Source organism: Bradyrhizobium sp. HKCCYLRH3059 (genome assembly GCF_051168035.1).
Lineage (GTDB): Bacteria > Pseudomonadota > Alphaproteobacteria > Rhizobiales > Xanthobacteraceae > Bradyrhizobium.
Window position 1 is genome coordinate 442,900 of the sequence record NZ_JBNPUF010000005.1, and the last position, 15,037, is coordinate 457,936.

The 15,037-nt window shown below is 65.9% G+C and carries 4 protein-coding genes; all 4 read left to right on the forward strand.

Going from position 1 to position 15,037, the window contains the following annotated elements; translation table 11 throughout:
* The 4 genes from ACQR13_RS18545 to ACQR13_RS18560 all read left to right on the forward strand — a co-directional run bounded on the left by ACQR13_RS18545 (position 1) and on the right by ACQR13_RS18560 (position 14,860).
* On the forward strand, positions 1-3,297 hold the full coding sequence (locus ACQR13_RS18545; RefSeq protein ID WP_434863072.1) for a hypothetical protein: 3,297 nt from the start codon (positions 1-3) through the stop codon (positions 3,295-3,297).
* A gap of 37 nt (positions 3,298-3,334) precedes the next feature.
* A complete protein-coding gene (locus ACQR13_RS18550) occupies positions 3,335-9,004 on the forward strand; it encodes a hypothetical protein (protein WP_434863073.1) in 5,670 nt (1,889 codons plus the stop codon).
* Positions 8,997-10,880, forward strand: a complete 1,884-nt coding sequence (locus tag ACQR13_RS18555; RefSeq protein ID WP_315826574.1) for a hypothetical protein — start codon at positions 8,997-8,999, stop codon at positions 10,878-10,880. The genes ACQR13_RS18550 and ACQR13_RS18555 overlap by 8 nt, the downstream gene beginning before the upstream one ends.
* An 875-nt stretch (positions 10,881-11,755) precedes the next feature.
* Positions 11,756-14,860 carry a DEAD/DEAH box helicase gene (locus ACQR13_RS18560; RefSeq protein WP_315826743.1) on the forward strand — a complete coding sequence of 1,035 codons (3,105 nt, stop codon included), beginning with the start codon at positions 11,756-11,758 and terminating at the stop codon, positions 14,858-14,860.
* Positions 14,861-15,037: the final 177 nt, after the last annotated feature.

The following is a 15,037-nucleotide window of genomic DNA, read 5'->3' on the forward strand; positions in this document are numbered from 1 at the left end:
ATGAGCGACACGATCGGCACCTATTCCTTCCTGCCCTGGCTGCGGCTCGGCGTGGCGAACAGCATCACGGCGTCCGACAACGACCACTCGGTGGCGCTGCGCGCGACGATCAAGGTCGACTTGTCGCTGGCCGGGCGACCGGTCCAGGGCGACACGGATCTGACGGCGACGATTTCGCGCGATGTCGCGCTCTATGGTCCCGGGGACATCGTCGGCATCGATCCGATGGCGGTGGTGAAGGTGGAGCCGCGCGACTGGATCACCAATTTCGAGCCGAACTACCTGCCCTTCGTTGAGTTCTACGACGAGGATTTTCCGTGGCGCTACACGCCAGCGGCGCCGGACGAGTCGCGCCACCGGCTGCGCCCGTGGCTCGCACTCCTGGTGCTCGAGGTGGAGGAGTTCAAGGAAGTCGCGGTGTCGTCGGCGCGGCCGCTGCCGGCGATCGAGGTGACGGGCGATCCGGTCTCGGTATTTCCGCCCGCCGACCAGCTTTGGGCCTGGGCGCACGTCCACGTCAACCGCGACCTGATCCAGCAGGACGGCGTGGTGGAATCGACCAATGCGGACCAGGCGAGGGCGCGACTGGAGAGCCTGCTGGCCAGCAATCCGGACTACGCCTATTCGCGCGTCCTGTCGCCACGTCAGTTGAAGCCGAATACGTCCTACCATGCGTTCGTGGTGCCGACCTTCGAGAGCGGCCGTCTCGCCGGCCTCGGAATCGCGCCGGCGGCGAATCCCGCACTCTTCGCCACCCTGTCGGCCTGGGTGGACTATACCGACCGGCCGTTCCCGACGCTGCATCCGGTGTACAAGCGGTGGTACTTCAAGACTGGGACGGTGGGCGATTTCGAGTACCTCGTCCGCCTGTTGAAGCCGCGTCCGCCGGACTCGCGGCTCGGCCGCCGCGACATGGACACGCAGACGCCCGGCTCCGGGATGCCCCCCATCGCGGTCGCCGGGCTCCACGGGGTGCTGCGGCTCGGCGGCGCGCTCAAGGTACCGGACGAGGCGCTGATCGGCGCGCAGGAGGCGGAAGCTTCGGCCTACGAGGGCTGGGACGAACCCTACGCGCACGAATTCGAGAAGGCGCTGGCGGGCTTCGTCAACCTGACCGACGACTATGCCCGCGAAGGCGCGCCCGACCCGGTGATCACGCCGCCGCTGTACGGCCGCTGGCACGCGCTCACCGAACGGCTGCTTGAGGAGGCGGACGGCAGCGACGCGCCGCAGCCGCGCAACTGGGTGCACGAGCTCAATCTGGACCCGCGGTTTCGCGTTCCCGCCGCGTTCGGCACGGCGGTCGTGCAGAAGAATCAGGAGGCCTATATGGACGCCGCCTGGGACCAGGTCGGCGACATCCTTGCGGCGAACCGGCGGATCAGGCTGGCGCAATTCGCCAAGGCCGCGGCCGCGATCTGGCATGCGCGCCATCTCGGGCCGCTGAAGGATCTCAGTGCGGAACGCGGGCTGACAATGATGGCGCCGGTGCAGCGCCGGGTGATCGCCGACGGCTTCACGCTGCGCCATCGGCTCAAGGAAAGCACGGTGCCCCGCGTGGCGCTGTCCGCGCCGTTCCGGCGCGCGGTCCGGCCGCGCGACCAGCTCGCGGCGACGCTCGGCTTCGACTCGCCGAAAGGCGCCGAAGAGCTGCTGGAGAAGATCAATCGCGGCGAGGTCAGCGCGGCGCCGCCGCGGGTCACCCCGGAAGCCTTGCCGGTGGTGGAGGATGTCGCCGCGCAGCTTCAGCCGAAGTCGCTGCCCGCGGAGCTGACCAACTGGCTCACCAAGCACCGCTGGGCGAAGTGGGTCCTACTGGTCGTTCTGCTGCTGCTCGCCGTGCTGCTGCTGGCCGTCGCCGTCCCGCTCGCGATCGTGGTCGCGGCAGCGGCGCTGGCGCTGTTCCGATGGCTGGTGCGGCTGGAGAAGCAGGCCGGCATCGCGACCGGCGTGTTGCCGCAAGGGGCTTCGCCCGAGATCATCGACGCGCTGCCGGGCTTTCCGTCGTTCACCATCCGCGATCCCGATCCCGCCGCGCCTGAGCCTGTCGGCGGCGCTTCGTCCGCCGACAGCCCGGAGGCGGCGCGCTTCAAACTGGCCCTCAAGGATCTCAACCGGCTGCTCACGGTCAGCGCCGATCTCGGCAAGCCGCCGTTGCGCAAGCCGATCGACATCGCCGCGCTCGGAGCGTCGACCTTCGCTGCGATTGATCCCGACAAGACGGTGCCCGCCTTCACCTTCTCCTCGATCACCATTCCGCCGCGAGTGCTGGCCATCAACGGGATCGCGACGCTGCTGCAGCCGGAAGTGTTCAAGCCTGTGATGGCATATCCGGAAATCGACCTGCCGATGTACAAGCCGCTTCTCGGTCTGTCCGACGAGCACTTCCTGCCGAACATCGACAAGATTCCGCAGAACACGATCACGCTGCTCGAGACCAATCAGCGTTTCATCGAGGCCTACATGGTCGGCCTCAACCATGAATTCGCCCGCGAGCTGCTGTGGCGCGAATATCCCACCGACCAGCGCGGCAGCTGCTTCCGCCAGTTCTGGGACCCGAGCGGCGTGATCGACCGGGAGGGCCTGTCGAAGGACGAACTGCGCGAAAAGCTCCGCGATATTCCGCCGCTCCACACCTGGTCGCTGTTCTCCAAGCTCGGCGATCACGACCATCGCGAGAAGCCGGGCGAGAACGAGGAGGAAGTCGTCCTCGTCATCCGCGGCGAGCTGCTGAAGAAATATCCCACCGCGGTGATCTACGCCCAGAAGGCGCGCTGGCAGCGCGACGACGGCGGCGCGATCAATCCCCGCGTCGAGCGGGTGCTGGAGACCGACGGTCCGGTGGAAGACCGCCTGCGCACACCGCTCTACGAAGCCAAGGTCGATCCCGACATCACCTTCATTGGCTTCGACCTGACCTCGAAGGAGGCAAAGGGAGGCACCGGCCGCGGCAATTCGACGGCGCCGGGCTGGTTCTTCGTCATCAAGGAGCGGCCCGGCGAGCCGCGCTTCGGCCTCGATATTTCTCGCGACGGGCCGCTCAACGTCTGGAACGACCTCGCCTGGCCTGACGTGCTGTCCGACGCCGACAAGGGCTTTCTGCAGATCAGGCCGGGCGGGCCGACCCTCACCCTGGACGATCCGGTGGCGCCGGAGCTGCAGGAGAAGAAACAACAGTACGACGAGGACAAGGCGCTACGCTGGCATCCGGACAGCAACTCCGCGGAGCTCGCCTACATCCTCTACCAGGTTCCCGTGCTGGTCGCGGTGCACGGCAGCGAGATGCTGCCGAACTGATCGCGCAGCGGACACGACAGGGGGCGGCGGAGGCGAAATGTCCGAGTTCGATGATATCCGCAAGGAGCTGGAAGCGTCGCGCGCCGCGGCCGATGCGACGTCGCGCGAGATCGGCCGACTTCGCCACACCCGCGCGCGGCTGATCCGCGACCGCGCACGGGCCGCGCGCGTCAGCAAGGGCGCCGATGATCCGGCGCTGGCGGCGATCGACAAGGAGACCAAGGCGGCGGCCTCCGAGATCGAGCGGCTGGGCGGCGCGCTGAAGGCGGCGAAGGACGAAGTGGTCCGCAATATCGGGCTGTTTGCGAACTTCACCGACCCACGCCGCAACATCGGCCTGCTGTCCGATCAGACGCCGATCCTGCTGATGCCGCTGCGGATCGAAACGCGCTTCAAGCAGGTGGCGGAATTCGGCGGCGACCGCGACGAGCTGTGGGTCCGGGTTTATCCGGACGACATCGCCGTCGACAGCTTCGAGGAAGCGTTGTCGGAAGACGAGGTGAAGCGCGTCCAGGCCTATTGGGCCGACGTCTGGCGGGCGAACCACGACACCGCCGGGGAGCGGGCCGCCTGGCGAACGCTCGTGAGCGGACAGGGCTCGGGGCGGTCCTACTACGTGACCCAGACTCATCGTCCGCTCAACGAGGCGGCGCGACCGGCCAGGGTGGAAGGCGTGCCGACCGTGATCCTGACGGTGGTGACCAGCGCGCCGCTGGCCGATCCCGAGCGAGGTACGGTCAGCGCATTCTGGATCGCGCTGTGGCGCGCCGGCACGGACGTGGCCGCGCAGACGGACGCGATCGCCGCGCTCGACAACGCGCTCGGGGCCGAGCGCGCCGCGGCGGTCCGTGAGGCGTACCGGCCGCGGAATCTCGCCGACGCGCCGCCCGAGGGCGCGGACCGCGCGACCACCACGGTCATCGCCGCGTATCTGGAGTTTCCCGCCGCGGACGCCACGCCGATGCGCGAGACCGGCTGGTCGCAGCCGGCGACCGCGCGGACCTTGCCTGATCGTCTCGTCCTGCTCGGCTACAACGGCGGAACGCTCGAACTCGAGCAACTCGGAAAACCGATTCCGTCGCCGCTGCCGGTCACGCCGTCGCCGACCGGAACGGACGACGCGTCGGTCGCGCACGACGGCGACGACATCACGTTCGGTCCGGAGCTCGAATGGGTGCGCAACTTCGACCGCGCCGTCGAGATCGGCATGGGATTCCGGGTGCCGCTAACGCCGCTCGCCTTCCGCCGCGGCTTCGATCAGTTGATGGTGCTCGGTGTACGGCTCGGGGCCGATGCAGACGCCGGCCGGGTCGCGCTGGAGCAGTTGTTCGCCCATCATCATCAGTCGAAGGCCGGGTTCTCGATCCTGCCGCAGGGCCAGCCGACCAACAACGTCGAGGGCGAGGGCGCCGCCTACAGCTGGCGCGAGGAGTCCGACGTCAGCTTCGATCACTACTTCGGCACTCCGCCCCTGGACCCCGACGGATGGTTCGAGCGGACAGACGGACGCTGCCTCGCCGCCACGCTCGGTCTCGATCCGGCCGCGCTGGCGGTGATCCCCTTCTACCATCGCCACGACGTCAACGACGCCCGCGCCATGAACACGGCGCTGTGGCCGGCCACGCTCGGTTATTTCATGGAGAGCATGCTCCATCCGGTCTTCGACGATTCGACGGTGGAGCGGACCCGCGACTTCTTCGTCCGGCACGTGTCGGCACGCGGGCCGATGCCCACGATCCGCGTCGGTCGTCAGCCCTACGGCATCCTGCCGGCGACGCCGCGCTCGCGCATCCAGTGGATCTTCGCGGGGTCGAACGTCGCAGTCGGGGCCGCGCACGCGCCGGACGATCCGGAATTGCGGTTCCTGACGCGGTTGTATCAGTTGCTGCGCAAGGTCGAGGCCGACCTCGAGCCGCTGATGTCGCGGGTGTCCTACATCGGCAAGCCGGGCGGCGACCGTCATCAGATATTGCTCGATGTCCTCGGTCTGCACGCCGGATCGGTGGAATTCCAGCAGCGCTTCGCCGAAAGCTTCAAGGAACTGTACAACCGCCTCGCGATGCAGGGGGCGGGCGGCGCCTTGGTCGCGCTCCTGCTCGCCGCGGGCTATGTCGGAAGCGGGCTCGATCTGCTGAAGCAGCTCGGCTACACGCCGCCCGAGGGGATCGAGGTGCCGGACATCCTCGAGAAACTCTTTCTCAAGGCGCCCAACCAGCTCAAGGGCCCGCTGATCGACGACCGTCCGTTGTCGGAGACCGAGCAGATCCGCGCCTACACCGCCGGCGGCGACAACTACATCGGCTGGCTGATCAAGGCTGCGGCGACCTCACACGATGCGCTGCGGCTGCAGCAGGGCTTCACCCAGCGCCCGAACGCGCTGCTGTATCTCATGCTGCATCACGCGCTCGACCTGAGCTTCGTCGAGACCAGCATCCGCCTGTTCTTCAATGCCGGGCTGATCGGCGAGACCGAGTTGAAGGCGGCGCGGCGCGAGCCGAAGTTCTTTCAGGTCGAGGAGGCGAGCCTCGCCGTGCCGGCTGCGGCCGGCGGCAGCCGCTGGCGCTACCTCCACCGCAGCGACGCCGCGGTCACCGGAACGGGACTGAGGACGGTCGGCGAGTTCATCCCGACGGTGCTGACCTCGATGGTCGCCACCGCGTATCTCAAGCGCCAGCTCGATGCGCTCGAATGGCTGAAGAGGTCCCCGACGGCGGTTCTTGAACGGGTGTTCGTCGAGCATCTCGACCTCTGCACCTACCGGTTCGACGCCTGGTACGGCGGCATCATGAGCCGCCAACTGGAACGGATGCGCTATCCGCACGGTGCCGGCCGGGGGACCGCTCAGCCGGGCGCACCGGCCGGCGAGGCGAAGACCGGGATCTATCTCGGCGCCTATGGCTGGCTCGAGAACGTCAAGCCGGAGTTCAAGAAGCTGACGGCGGTCGAACTGCCGGCAAACCTCGCGGCGATCTTCGCCGATCCGGATGCGCCGCCGCTGATGCGCGACCGCAGCAACCAGGGCTACATCCACGCGCCGTCGCTGAACCAAGCGGTGACCGCCGCGGTGCTGCGCAACGGCTATCTGTCCAACGCCACGCCCGACAATCCCGGCAGCCTCGCCGTCAATCTCAGCTCGGAACGAGTCCGCATCGCGCTGTCGATCATCGAGGGAATGAAGGGCGAGCAGAGCCTCGGCGCGCTGCTCGGCTACCAGTTCGAGCGCGGCCTGCACGACCGCCACGACGTCGAAGTGGACGGGTTCATCTACGACCTCCGCAAGGCGTTCCCGCTGGTCGGCGACCGGCTGACTCCGACGCGTACCGGCCGGCTCGACGCGTTCGGTCGGCGACTGCGGATCAACCGGGTGGAGGCGCGCAACGTCATCGACGGCCTTGCTTTGGTCGAGCACATCAAGACCAGCGGCGTGAGCAGCTACCCGTTCGGCCACGATGCCGACCTGCCGGCGGCGAGCCCGCAGCAGGCCGCGGCGATCACCGCCGAGGCCGCGCGGATTGCCGACATCGCCGACGCGGTCGCCGACCTCGCGATGGCAGAGAGCGTGCATCAGGTGGTGCAGGGCAATTACGACCGCGCCGGCGCCGTGCTCGACACCTACTCCAAGGGAAAATTCCCGGCGACCCCCGACGTGGTGCGCACGCCGCGGTCGGGGGTGACGCTGACCCATCGGGTGACGCTGCATCTCAAGGCCGGGCTCGACCCGAACGACGGCGCGCTGACATCGCCGCGGGCGAAGGCGGAGCCCGCGCTCAACGCCTGGCTCGCGGGCATTCTGCCGCCGCCGGCAGCGGTCGCCTGCTCGGTGACGGTCACCGACCCGCTCGATCTCTCCTCCGTCACCTACAACGTGACGCAGGCCGATCTCGGCCTGCTGCCGATCGACCTGCTGTATCTGCTCGATCCGGACAACGATCCAGCCGCCAAGGCGCTCGACGATCTGATCGAAGCGCATGTGATCGCCGTCCATGCACCGCGCCCGGACGCAATGCTGACGATCGCCTACCGCGAGAGGATTGCGGCGATCGCCGGGCATGTGCCGCTGTTCGAACTGTCGGCGTTGGTGCGGCATCTCAGAAGCCTGCTACTGCGTTCACGTCCGCTCAAGGCGAGCGACATGGCGATGGCCGGCGAGGCGAACGAGGCGGTCGATCTCGACGCGGCGCTCGCGCGCGAGCGGGCAACGCTGCCGCGCGATCTGCTCGCCGCGCGGCTTGCGGATCTCGACGCCTTCCGTACGGCGCTGCAGGCCCGCCTCGACGCCAAGCAGGAGGCCCAGATCGCCACGGAGATCGAGCAGACGATCACCGGCTTCGTATCGGTGATGCAGGGTCTCGGTCCATTCGCGGCGTTGCAGACCGGTACCGGTGCCGTCTACGCCGATCGGCGGCGGATCTTCTCCCAGTTGCACGCCGTACTCGCCGGCTACATCGCTCGATGGACCAGGCAACTCGCCGAGTTCGACGCACGCATACTCGCCTACGACGCTGATTCCGGCGCGCCGGACGCGGCGAAGTTCCTGGCGCTGCGGGTGGCCGAAAAGCTGATCGCGACCACGGCGACCGACCCTCTACCGGCGCAGCCGGACGATTTCCGCGACGATCTCATGAGCGGCAAGCGCGCCGCCTTCGTTGGACAGCGCGCCGTTCTTATCATGCTCTACGACAATGCGTCCGATCTCGCCGCCTTGCATGACGGCATCGAGGCGTCGAAGGCTGCGAACGCCGCGTTCGACGCGGCGGCGATCGACATCGCGGCACAGCGCACGGCGATCGTCGCCCTCGCAGAGGACATGGCGAAGCGCACCGCCGCGCTCGCGCTCGAACTGACGACGCGGCTGCCGGCGATCCAGGCCCGGCTCGATCAATACGATGCCGCGGCGGAGGCGAAGAACAAGATCGAGGCGTTGACCGCGGCGGCGAAGCTGCTGTTCGGCGACGATTTCAAGATCGTTCCGGATTTCGGTCTGCCAGCGGCGCAGGCCGGTGAATGGAGCAACGCCTGGGGCGCGGGGGCGCAGGCGGACGAGGCCATTCTCGGGTTCCTCAAGACGACGATCGGACGCCGCTTTCCGCTCGACGACTGGTTCACGGGCGTCGCGCGGGTGCGGTCGAAGCTGCACGATCTGGAAGCTTCGCAGCACCTCGCCGACGCGTTCACGGGGGCGGGCGTCGCGCTGCAGGCGCTGCAATTTCCGCATCGCCCCGAGTTGCCGTGGCTCGGACTCGAATTCCCGGAGACCGATGCCGACGGAAAGCCGTTCGTGATCGACGAGGACAAGCTGCTCTATACCGCGCATTTCGCCGAAAGCTTCGATCCGGCGCGGCGGCAACTCGGGCTGTTGCTCGACGAGTGGACCGAAGTGATCCCGCGCCCGACCGAGGATACCGGTCTGGCGTTCCACTTCGACCGGCCAAACGCCGAACCGCCGCAGACTCTGCTGCTGGCGCTGCCGCCGAAATTTGTCGGCTCGTGGCAGTGGCAGGATCTCGTCGACACGGTACGCGAGACGATGGACCTCGCCAAGAAGCGCGCGATCGAGCCCGACCACGTCGACACGACCGCCTATGCCCGCTTCCTGCCGGCGCTGGTGTCCGCCGTGGCCTTCCATCCGATCACGGCCTCGCTCAACTTCGCTTTCAACAACAACCTCGCCGCGGTGCTGGCCGAGACGGAGACGGGCAATGGCTGACTATGTCGCGGTTCAGAACCTCTCCGCCGTGTTCTCCGGCAAGGTGAAGCTGCCCACCATCACGTTGTGGAACAGGCTCGAGGGCCGTCCACGCACGCACGATTTCGACCGCGCGCTCAAGGCCGAGGTCCGTGATCCGCTGTGGCTGCTGACGAAGCAGTGGCAGATGGGCGAGTTTCAGGGCGACGACGCCGGCTCGCCCGTCGTCGCCAAGGTGCACATCGAGACCACCGAACTGACGAAATACCGCGCGGCCGGCAATCCGCCGGAAGCGTTTGCGGACGACGTACCGCTCGAAGCCAAGGTCGAGCGGCGGCCGATCCCGTTCCGTCTCGCCGGCCAGAAGATCGCGTTCGATCTCCGCATCGCCCTGGGCCGGCGCTGGCTGAAGCTCGTCGCCGGCATCGAGCCGGGGCTTGCCCAGCAATTCATCGCGGCGCTGCCGGTCGCCATGCCAGATCCGGCGCTCAAGGCCGATGCGCCGGTCGCCGCCCATCGCGAAGCCTGGCAGACGATGGCGGCGCTGGCCGGCCGGTCGATGGACGGCTACGACCTCGTCGAGCATCTGACGGCCGCGCCCGGCAATCACGCGCACGACCTCGTCGTGCTCGGCAATCCGGCCAGCGCCGCTGCGATCGAGACGGCGGAGGCGGAATTCCTTGGGTGGTACCGGGAGGCGTTCTACCAGCCCGCCGCGGGTGCCGCCGATGCCTGGCTGCCCGATCGCCTCGAATACGCCTTTGCAGCGTCGGCGCCCAAGGCGGGCGGCGAGAAGCTCGTGGTCGCCGACGAATACTTCCAGGGGCATCTCGACTGGTACAACTTCGACGTCGACGCCTCCGGCGCAGGACTCGGTGACCTCGCGGACGCGCCGCCGCCGGCCGCCGTCGAGACGACCTTTACGGCGTCGTTCATCCCGGCGCCGATCCAGTTCGACGGGATGCCGAACACACGCTGGTGGACCTTTGAGGAGGGACGAACGAATTTCGGCGACATCGATCCGGAGACGACGGACGTCAACAAGCTGCTGCTGATCGAATTCGGCCTCGTCTACGCCAACGATTGGTTCCTGATGCCGTTCACCGTGCCGGCCGGGGCGATCACCCGGGTCGCCGGCATGAGCGTGACCAACGTCTTCGGCGAGCGGATCTGGGTCGAAGCCGCGGGCAAGGGCACGGACGCCGATTGGCAACGCTGGTCGATGTTTACGCTGGCGACGAAGGGGAGCGACGACATTCCCGCCGATCTCAGCCTGTTCATCGTGCCCAGCGTGCCGAAGATCCAGGAGAGCGAGCCGCTGGAGTCGGTGGAACTGTTCCGCGACGAGATGGCCAACATGGTGTGGGGTGTCGAGTCGCGGGTGATGTTGGCTTCGGGCGACAGCAAGAGCGGGCGCAGCGCCGCGCTCGACACCCGCCGCTATTTCCGTCGCCTGGTGGAGGAGAGCCTGCCGCCGGACCCACCACCTGCGCCGCCGATCGAGAACGACGCCGCGATCCGCTATCGGCTGATGAGCGAGATGCCGGAGAACTGGATCCCATTCATCCCGGTGCACATCGACAACGACAGCCGCGAGATCCAACTGCGTCGCGCTGCAATGTTGCGGGTCATCGACCGTGACCCGGATCCGCCGGTGCGCGTCGAACCTCGCACCGATCTGCTGCGCCACGGTCTCGACCTCCCGCAGCAGCAGGGCTACAATCTTCATGAGGAGGAGGTGCCGCGCGCGGGCATTCGTGTCACCCAGAGCTTCCAGCGCACGCGCTGGTACAACGGCCGCACTTTCGTCTGGCTCGGCATCCGCAAGGAGACCGATCGCGGCGAGCGGTCGAGCAAGCTCGCTTTCGACGCGATCCTTCCGAAGCGGAAGGCATGAACGCATGAAACGTCACCGTCGAAATATAGCGGTGGCGCGGCCGCCGGAGATTGAGGGTTGAACGGGCGCGCGTCATTGCCAAGTCGGGAATTTCTCGCGCGACGGCAGACGCCCGGCGCCCCAAGATTACGTAGCGGCCAGCAAGTGTGAATATCCGAAGATCCGTTCTCAACCTCAGCGCTTCCTTCACGACATAGGAGCAACGGAGAGCGAGCACGAGGAACGCCGTTCAAGATTGAGCGCGAAGAAGTTCGCCTTGATTGTGCCGAATCGAGGGTCACTGCGTTATCGTACGTTGCGGCTTGAGCATCTTCGGCAGAGGCCCATATCCATAAGGGCAGAGATCACGCGGGATCGCTCATAGCACGGCAACCGCCGGCTCTGCTCAAACCTGGTGATGGGTAGTCCCACCGCAGCCCGTCTCAGCCGGGCTCATGAATTCTGTGCAGCCCAGTCACCAAGGCGGTAATCACGCTTATCACGGCGCTCGTACCATGGTCATTCAAGAACGAATCTCTGCGTCATGGTTGTCATGCACCTCAGTCTGCCACGTGGAGCGCGACGATGGTGCTGGTTGGTGACACCGTCGCACTTAAGGGGAGAACGGTGATCGACACTCCGAAGTTTGGATCCCTTGAAGCCGTCGAATCCGCTAAAGCTCGACAAAGATTCGCAGGCTTGCCTCGCATTCGTCAATTCAGCACGAGAATTCAGTGACCACTGCTCTTCGTACGCCCCGTGGCTCAACGCCGCGCAAGAACACATCAGCAAAGCGCTCCGCGTCACCAAAGGCCGCCCCGCGGAAGAAGACATCTGTTGCGGCAACGACGAAGGCTCCGATTCGGACTGGCATTTCCTCCTCGTCGCCGCTGGGCATGTTGGCGCTGTATCTTACCGCGCGATGGCGTGCTTCGGGCCGGGGCGGACTTGTGTTTCTCGCCGAAAATGAGAGCCGAGCCGAGCTGTTGGGTTCGATCATCCCAGTTATCGAGCCGGCCTGTGATGTGCTCGTCTATCCCCGTTTGAACACGCTTCCGTTCGATCAGCTTGAGCCTTCACGTGATATCGCGGGCCGGCGGAGCTCCGTCTTGAGACGCCTTGCCAGGGCAAAAAAGCCGATCCTGCTGATCGCGACGGCGGAGGCCATAATGGAGCTCCTGCCGTTGCCTGCGAACTGGTCTCGTATCGGATTTCCCCTTCGGACCGGGGCCGTCTTTTCCGAGGAAGACCTTGAGGCCCGTCTGAAGGCTCTCGGGTACGACCTGGACGACAGTCCGGATTATCCCGGTGGAGTTTTGTTTCACGGCAACACCTTCGAGATCTTCCCGGCCGGCGCGTTCGGACCTTTTAGGATAGAGCATTCCGGAGGGAGAATCCGGCGTATTGCAGCGATCAATCCGATAGACCAGGAGGTGATTTCCGAAACGAAGGAACTCCTGATTGACCCGATGTCCGAGCGGCTGGCGTTCACGGGCCGGGCTCGAAGAAGGTCCAGCCTATTGGACTATTGTGCACGCGCCAAATGGATCGCCGACAGCACCGTGCCCAGGCACGCCGACACCTGGTTGAGCACGATCGAGGATGCGGCCGCCCGCAGTGAGCGTGACCGTGCCTATCTCAGCCGACGCGAATGGGAGCTGGCGGCCAGGAAGATCACTGTGTTGCCGCCAACCACTCCGTATCGTGCGACGCCAGAGTTCTACAAGGCAGCCTCTCCGCGGAAGGCGCTCCGTGCATTTATCGAGGAAGCCCAGCGCGGAAGCGCACGTGTGCTTTTCGTCGCTGCCGTCGAAGCGGATTTGCGTGTGATGGCCCGGATGAGCGCTATCAAGGCCGAATGCGTGCCCGATTGGACGCAGGCGACCGCAAGGGGCAGGCAGCAGGCCGCATTGTTGGCAGGCTTCGATGCGGGCTTTGTCGTTCCTGGAAAGAAGCCCCTCGTGGTCATCACTGCTGCCGACGTGCTCGGCAGCAGGGCACACCAACCGCAACCGATGAACTGGGCATGGACGCCCGGCTTCGATTCGGGAGATCTCCCCGAACTCGGATCCGTGGTCGTTCATCTGCAACGTGGACTCGCACGCCTTGGCGGCCTGAGATCCATGGGCACGGGAGATCTTTCGGCGCGCGAGATGGTCAGGTTGGTATTTGCCGGAAACGACGCCGTTCTCGTCCCTCTCGCAGAATTGGCGCTGATCTGGCCCTACGCCGCTGAGCTCGGAGACACCTCGCTGGACAAGGCCGACGGCAGCTCGTGGCGGCCGCGGCGAGCTGCTGCCGAGACGGAGATTCACGTGGTCGCAAAGGAGCTGGCCAAGCAGATGAGTCAGCGCCGGCGGCGCCCGGCTCCGAAGCTCGTGCCGCGCCCTGCTGTCTATGAGAAGTTCGTCGCGCGGTTTCCCTATTTCACCACCTCCGATCAGGCGAAGGCCATCCGCGACGTTCTGGATGATCTTGCATCGGGGCACCCGATGGACCGGATCGTCTGTGGAGACGTCGGCTTTGGCAAAACCGAGGTGGCGCTGCGCGCAGCGGCAGCCGCCGTGCTGGCCGGAAAGCAGGTCGCTATCGTCGTGCCGACGACAGTGCTGGCACGACAGCATGTCGAAACCTTCCGCAAGCGCTTTGCGCCTCTTGGCATCGATGTTGGAAACCTGTCGCGGGTTGCCTCGACCGCCGAAGCGCGAGAGGTAAGGGAGCGCCTCAAGAGCGGAGAACTCAGGGTCGTCGTCGGGACCCTCGCGCTCGCATCCAAGGAAGTGAGATTTGCCGAACTTGGCCTGATCATCATTGACGAGGAGCAGCATTTCGGCGCTGCCGAGAAAGCCATGCTGTCGGGCCTCAATAAGAACGGCCACCGGCTCTGGATGAGTGCGACACCGATCCCCCGCACACTTGCGGCCGGCTTGACGGGCTTGAGGGATCTCAGCGTGATCGCAACCCCGCCGGTCCATCGTGTTCCGGTTGCCACCAAGGTCGCACCGCTTTCGGACATAGCTATCGCCGCTGCGCTGGTTCGTGAGCACAGACGTAACGGTCAGAGTTTTGTCGTTTGTCCGCGGATCCAGGATCTCGATCCCATGCTCGCCAGGATCCATGCGCTGGCGCCGGAACTACGTATCATTGCCATTCACGGCAAGATGCCGACGGACGAGATTGACGAGAGGTTGATGGGGTTCGTCGAAGGCCGTGCCGATGTACTACTTGCGACCAACATCGTGGAAAGTGGCCTCGATATCCCACGTGCGAACACCATCGTTGTGTGCTGGCCCGAAAAATTCGGCCTGGCACAATTGCATCAGCTCAGGGGGCGAGTAGGACGGGGCGGCATCCGGGCGTTTGCACATTTCCTGACGGAAGGCGGCTCCGAACGCTCGGAAAAGCGGCTTTCCGTTCTCGAGGAATTGAGCCGTCCGGGCGCTGGCTTCGCGATCAGCGCTCGCGACCTCGATCTCCGCGGCGGCGGCGACCTGCGCTCCGATCGACAATCCGGCCACATGCAGGTGTTCGGACCGACGCTCTACGGCCACCTTCTTACGCTTGCCCTGGAGGGAGACCGCGATGGAATGTCCGCCCTCTGGATCCCCGAGTTGAATCTTCCCATTCCTGAGCTGCTTCCTTCGAGCTATGTGCAATCGGAGGCGGTCAGGCTGGAGATCTACGCTCGAGCCGCCCGGTGCCGGAGTGATGACGAACTGGAGGAGCTCGAGGATGAAACGCACCGCCGATTCGGCAAGCTGCCATCCGAGGCCAGCAATTTCTTTGCTGTCGCCAAGCTCAGGATAAGTTGCAGGCAACGGGGGATCATGCGTCTCGATGTCGGCCCGGATGCGATTGCTGCAACGATGCTCGCAGGGAGGATCGGTAAATTACGCTCGCGGTCACTGCAGCGCGAGGGCGATCGCGTCGTCTATCCCGGGCGCAGCGATGAACCTGCTTTACGACGGGTCGAACAGTTCTTGGATCTGCTGGACGAATGACGAGGGATGCGCCACTCAACTTGAAGCGGTCTTGTGTGATCTCCTCAGGCCCCGAAATGAAAGCGATGGCGCTTGACCCTTGGCAAGGACGATTGAGAGAACCCGTGTTGCGCTGACGCAGAGACGATCGTTCGAGGCTGTTCTGAAGCAGCTCGTCGGATGCCGTGGATCGTTCGA

What these genes read in the sequence shown, in the direction of transcription:
- ACQR13_RS18550 (WP_434863073.1), top strand. Translation starts at nt 3,335, where the DNA reads ATGTCCGAGTTCGATGATATCCGCAAGGAGCTGGAAGCGTCGCGCGCC.
- ACQR13_RS18560 (WP_315826743.1), top strand. Translation starts at nt 11,756, where the DNA reads ATGTTGGCGCTGTATCTTACCGCGCGATGGCGTGCTTCGGGCCGGGGC.
- ACQR13_RS18545 (WP_434863072.1), top strand. Translation starts at nt 1, where the DNA reads ATGAGCGACACGATCGGCACCTATTCCTTCCTGCCCTGGCTGCGGCTC.
- ACQR13_RS18555 (WP_315826574.1), top strand. Translation starts at nt 8,997, where the DNA reads ATGGCTGACTATGTCGCGGTTCAGAACCTCTCCGCCGTGTTCTCCGGC.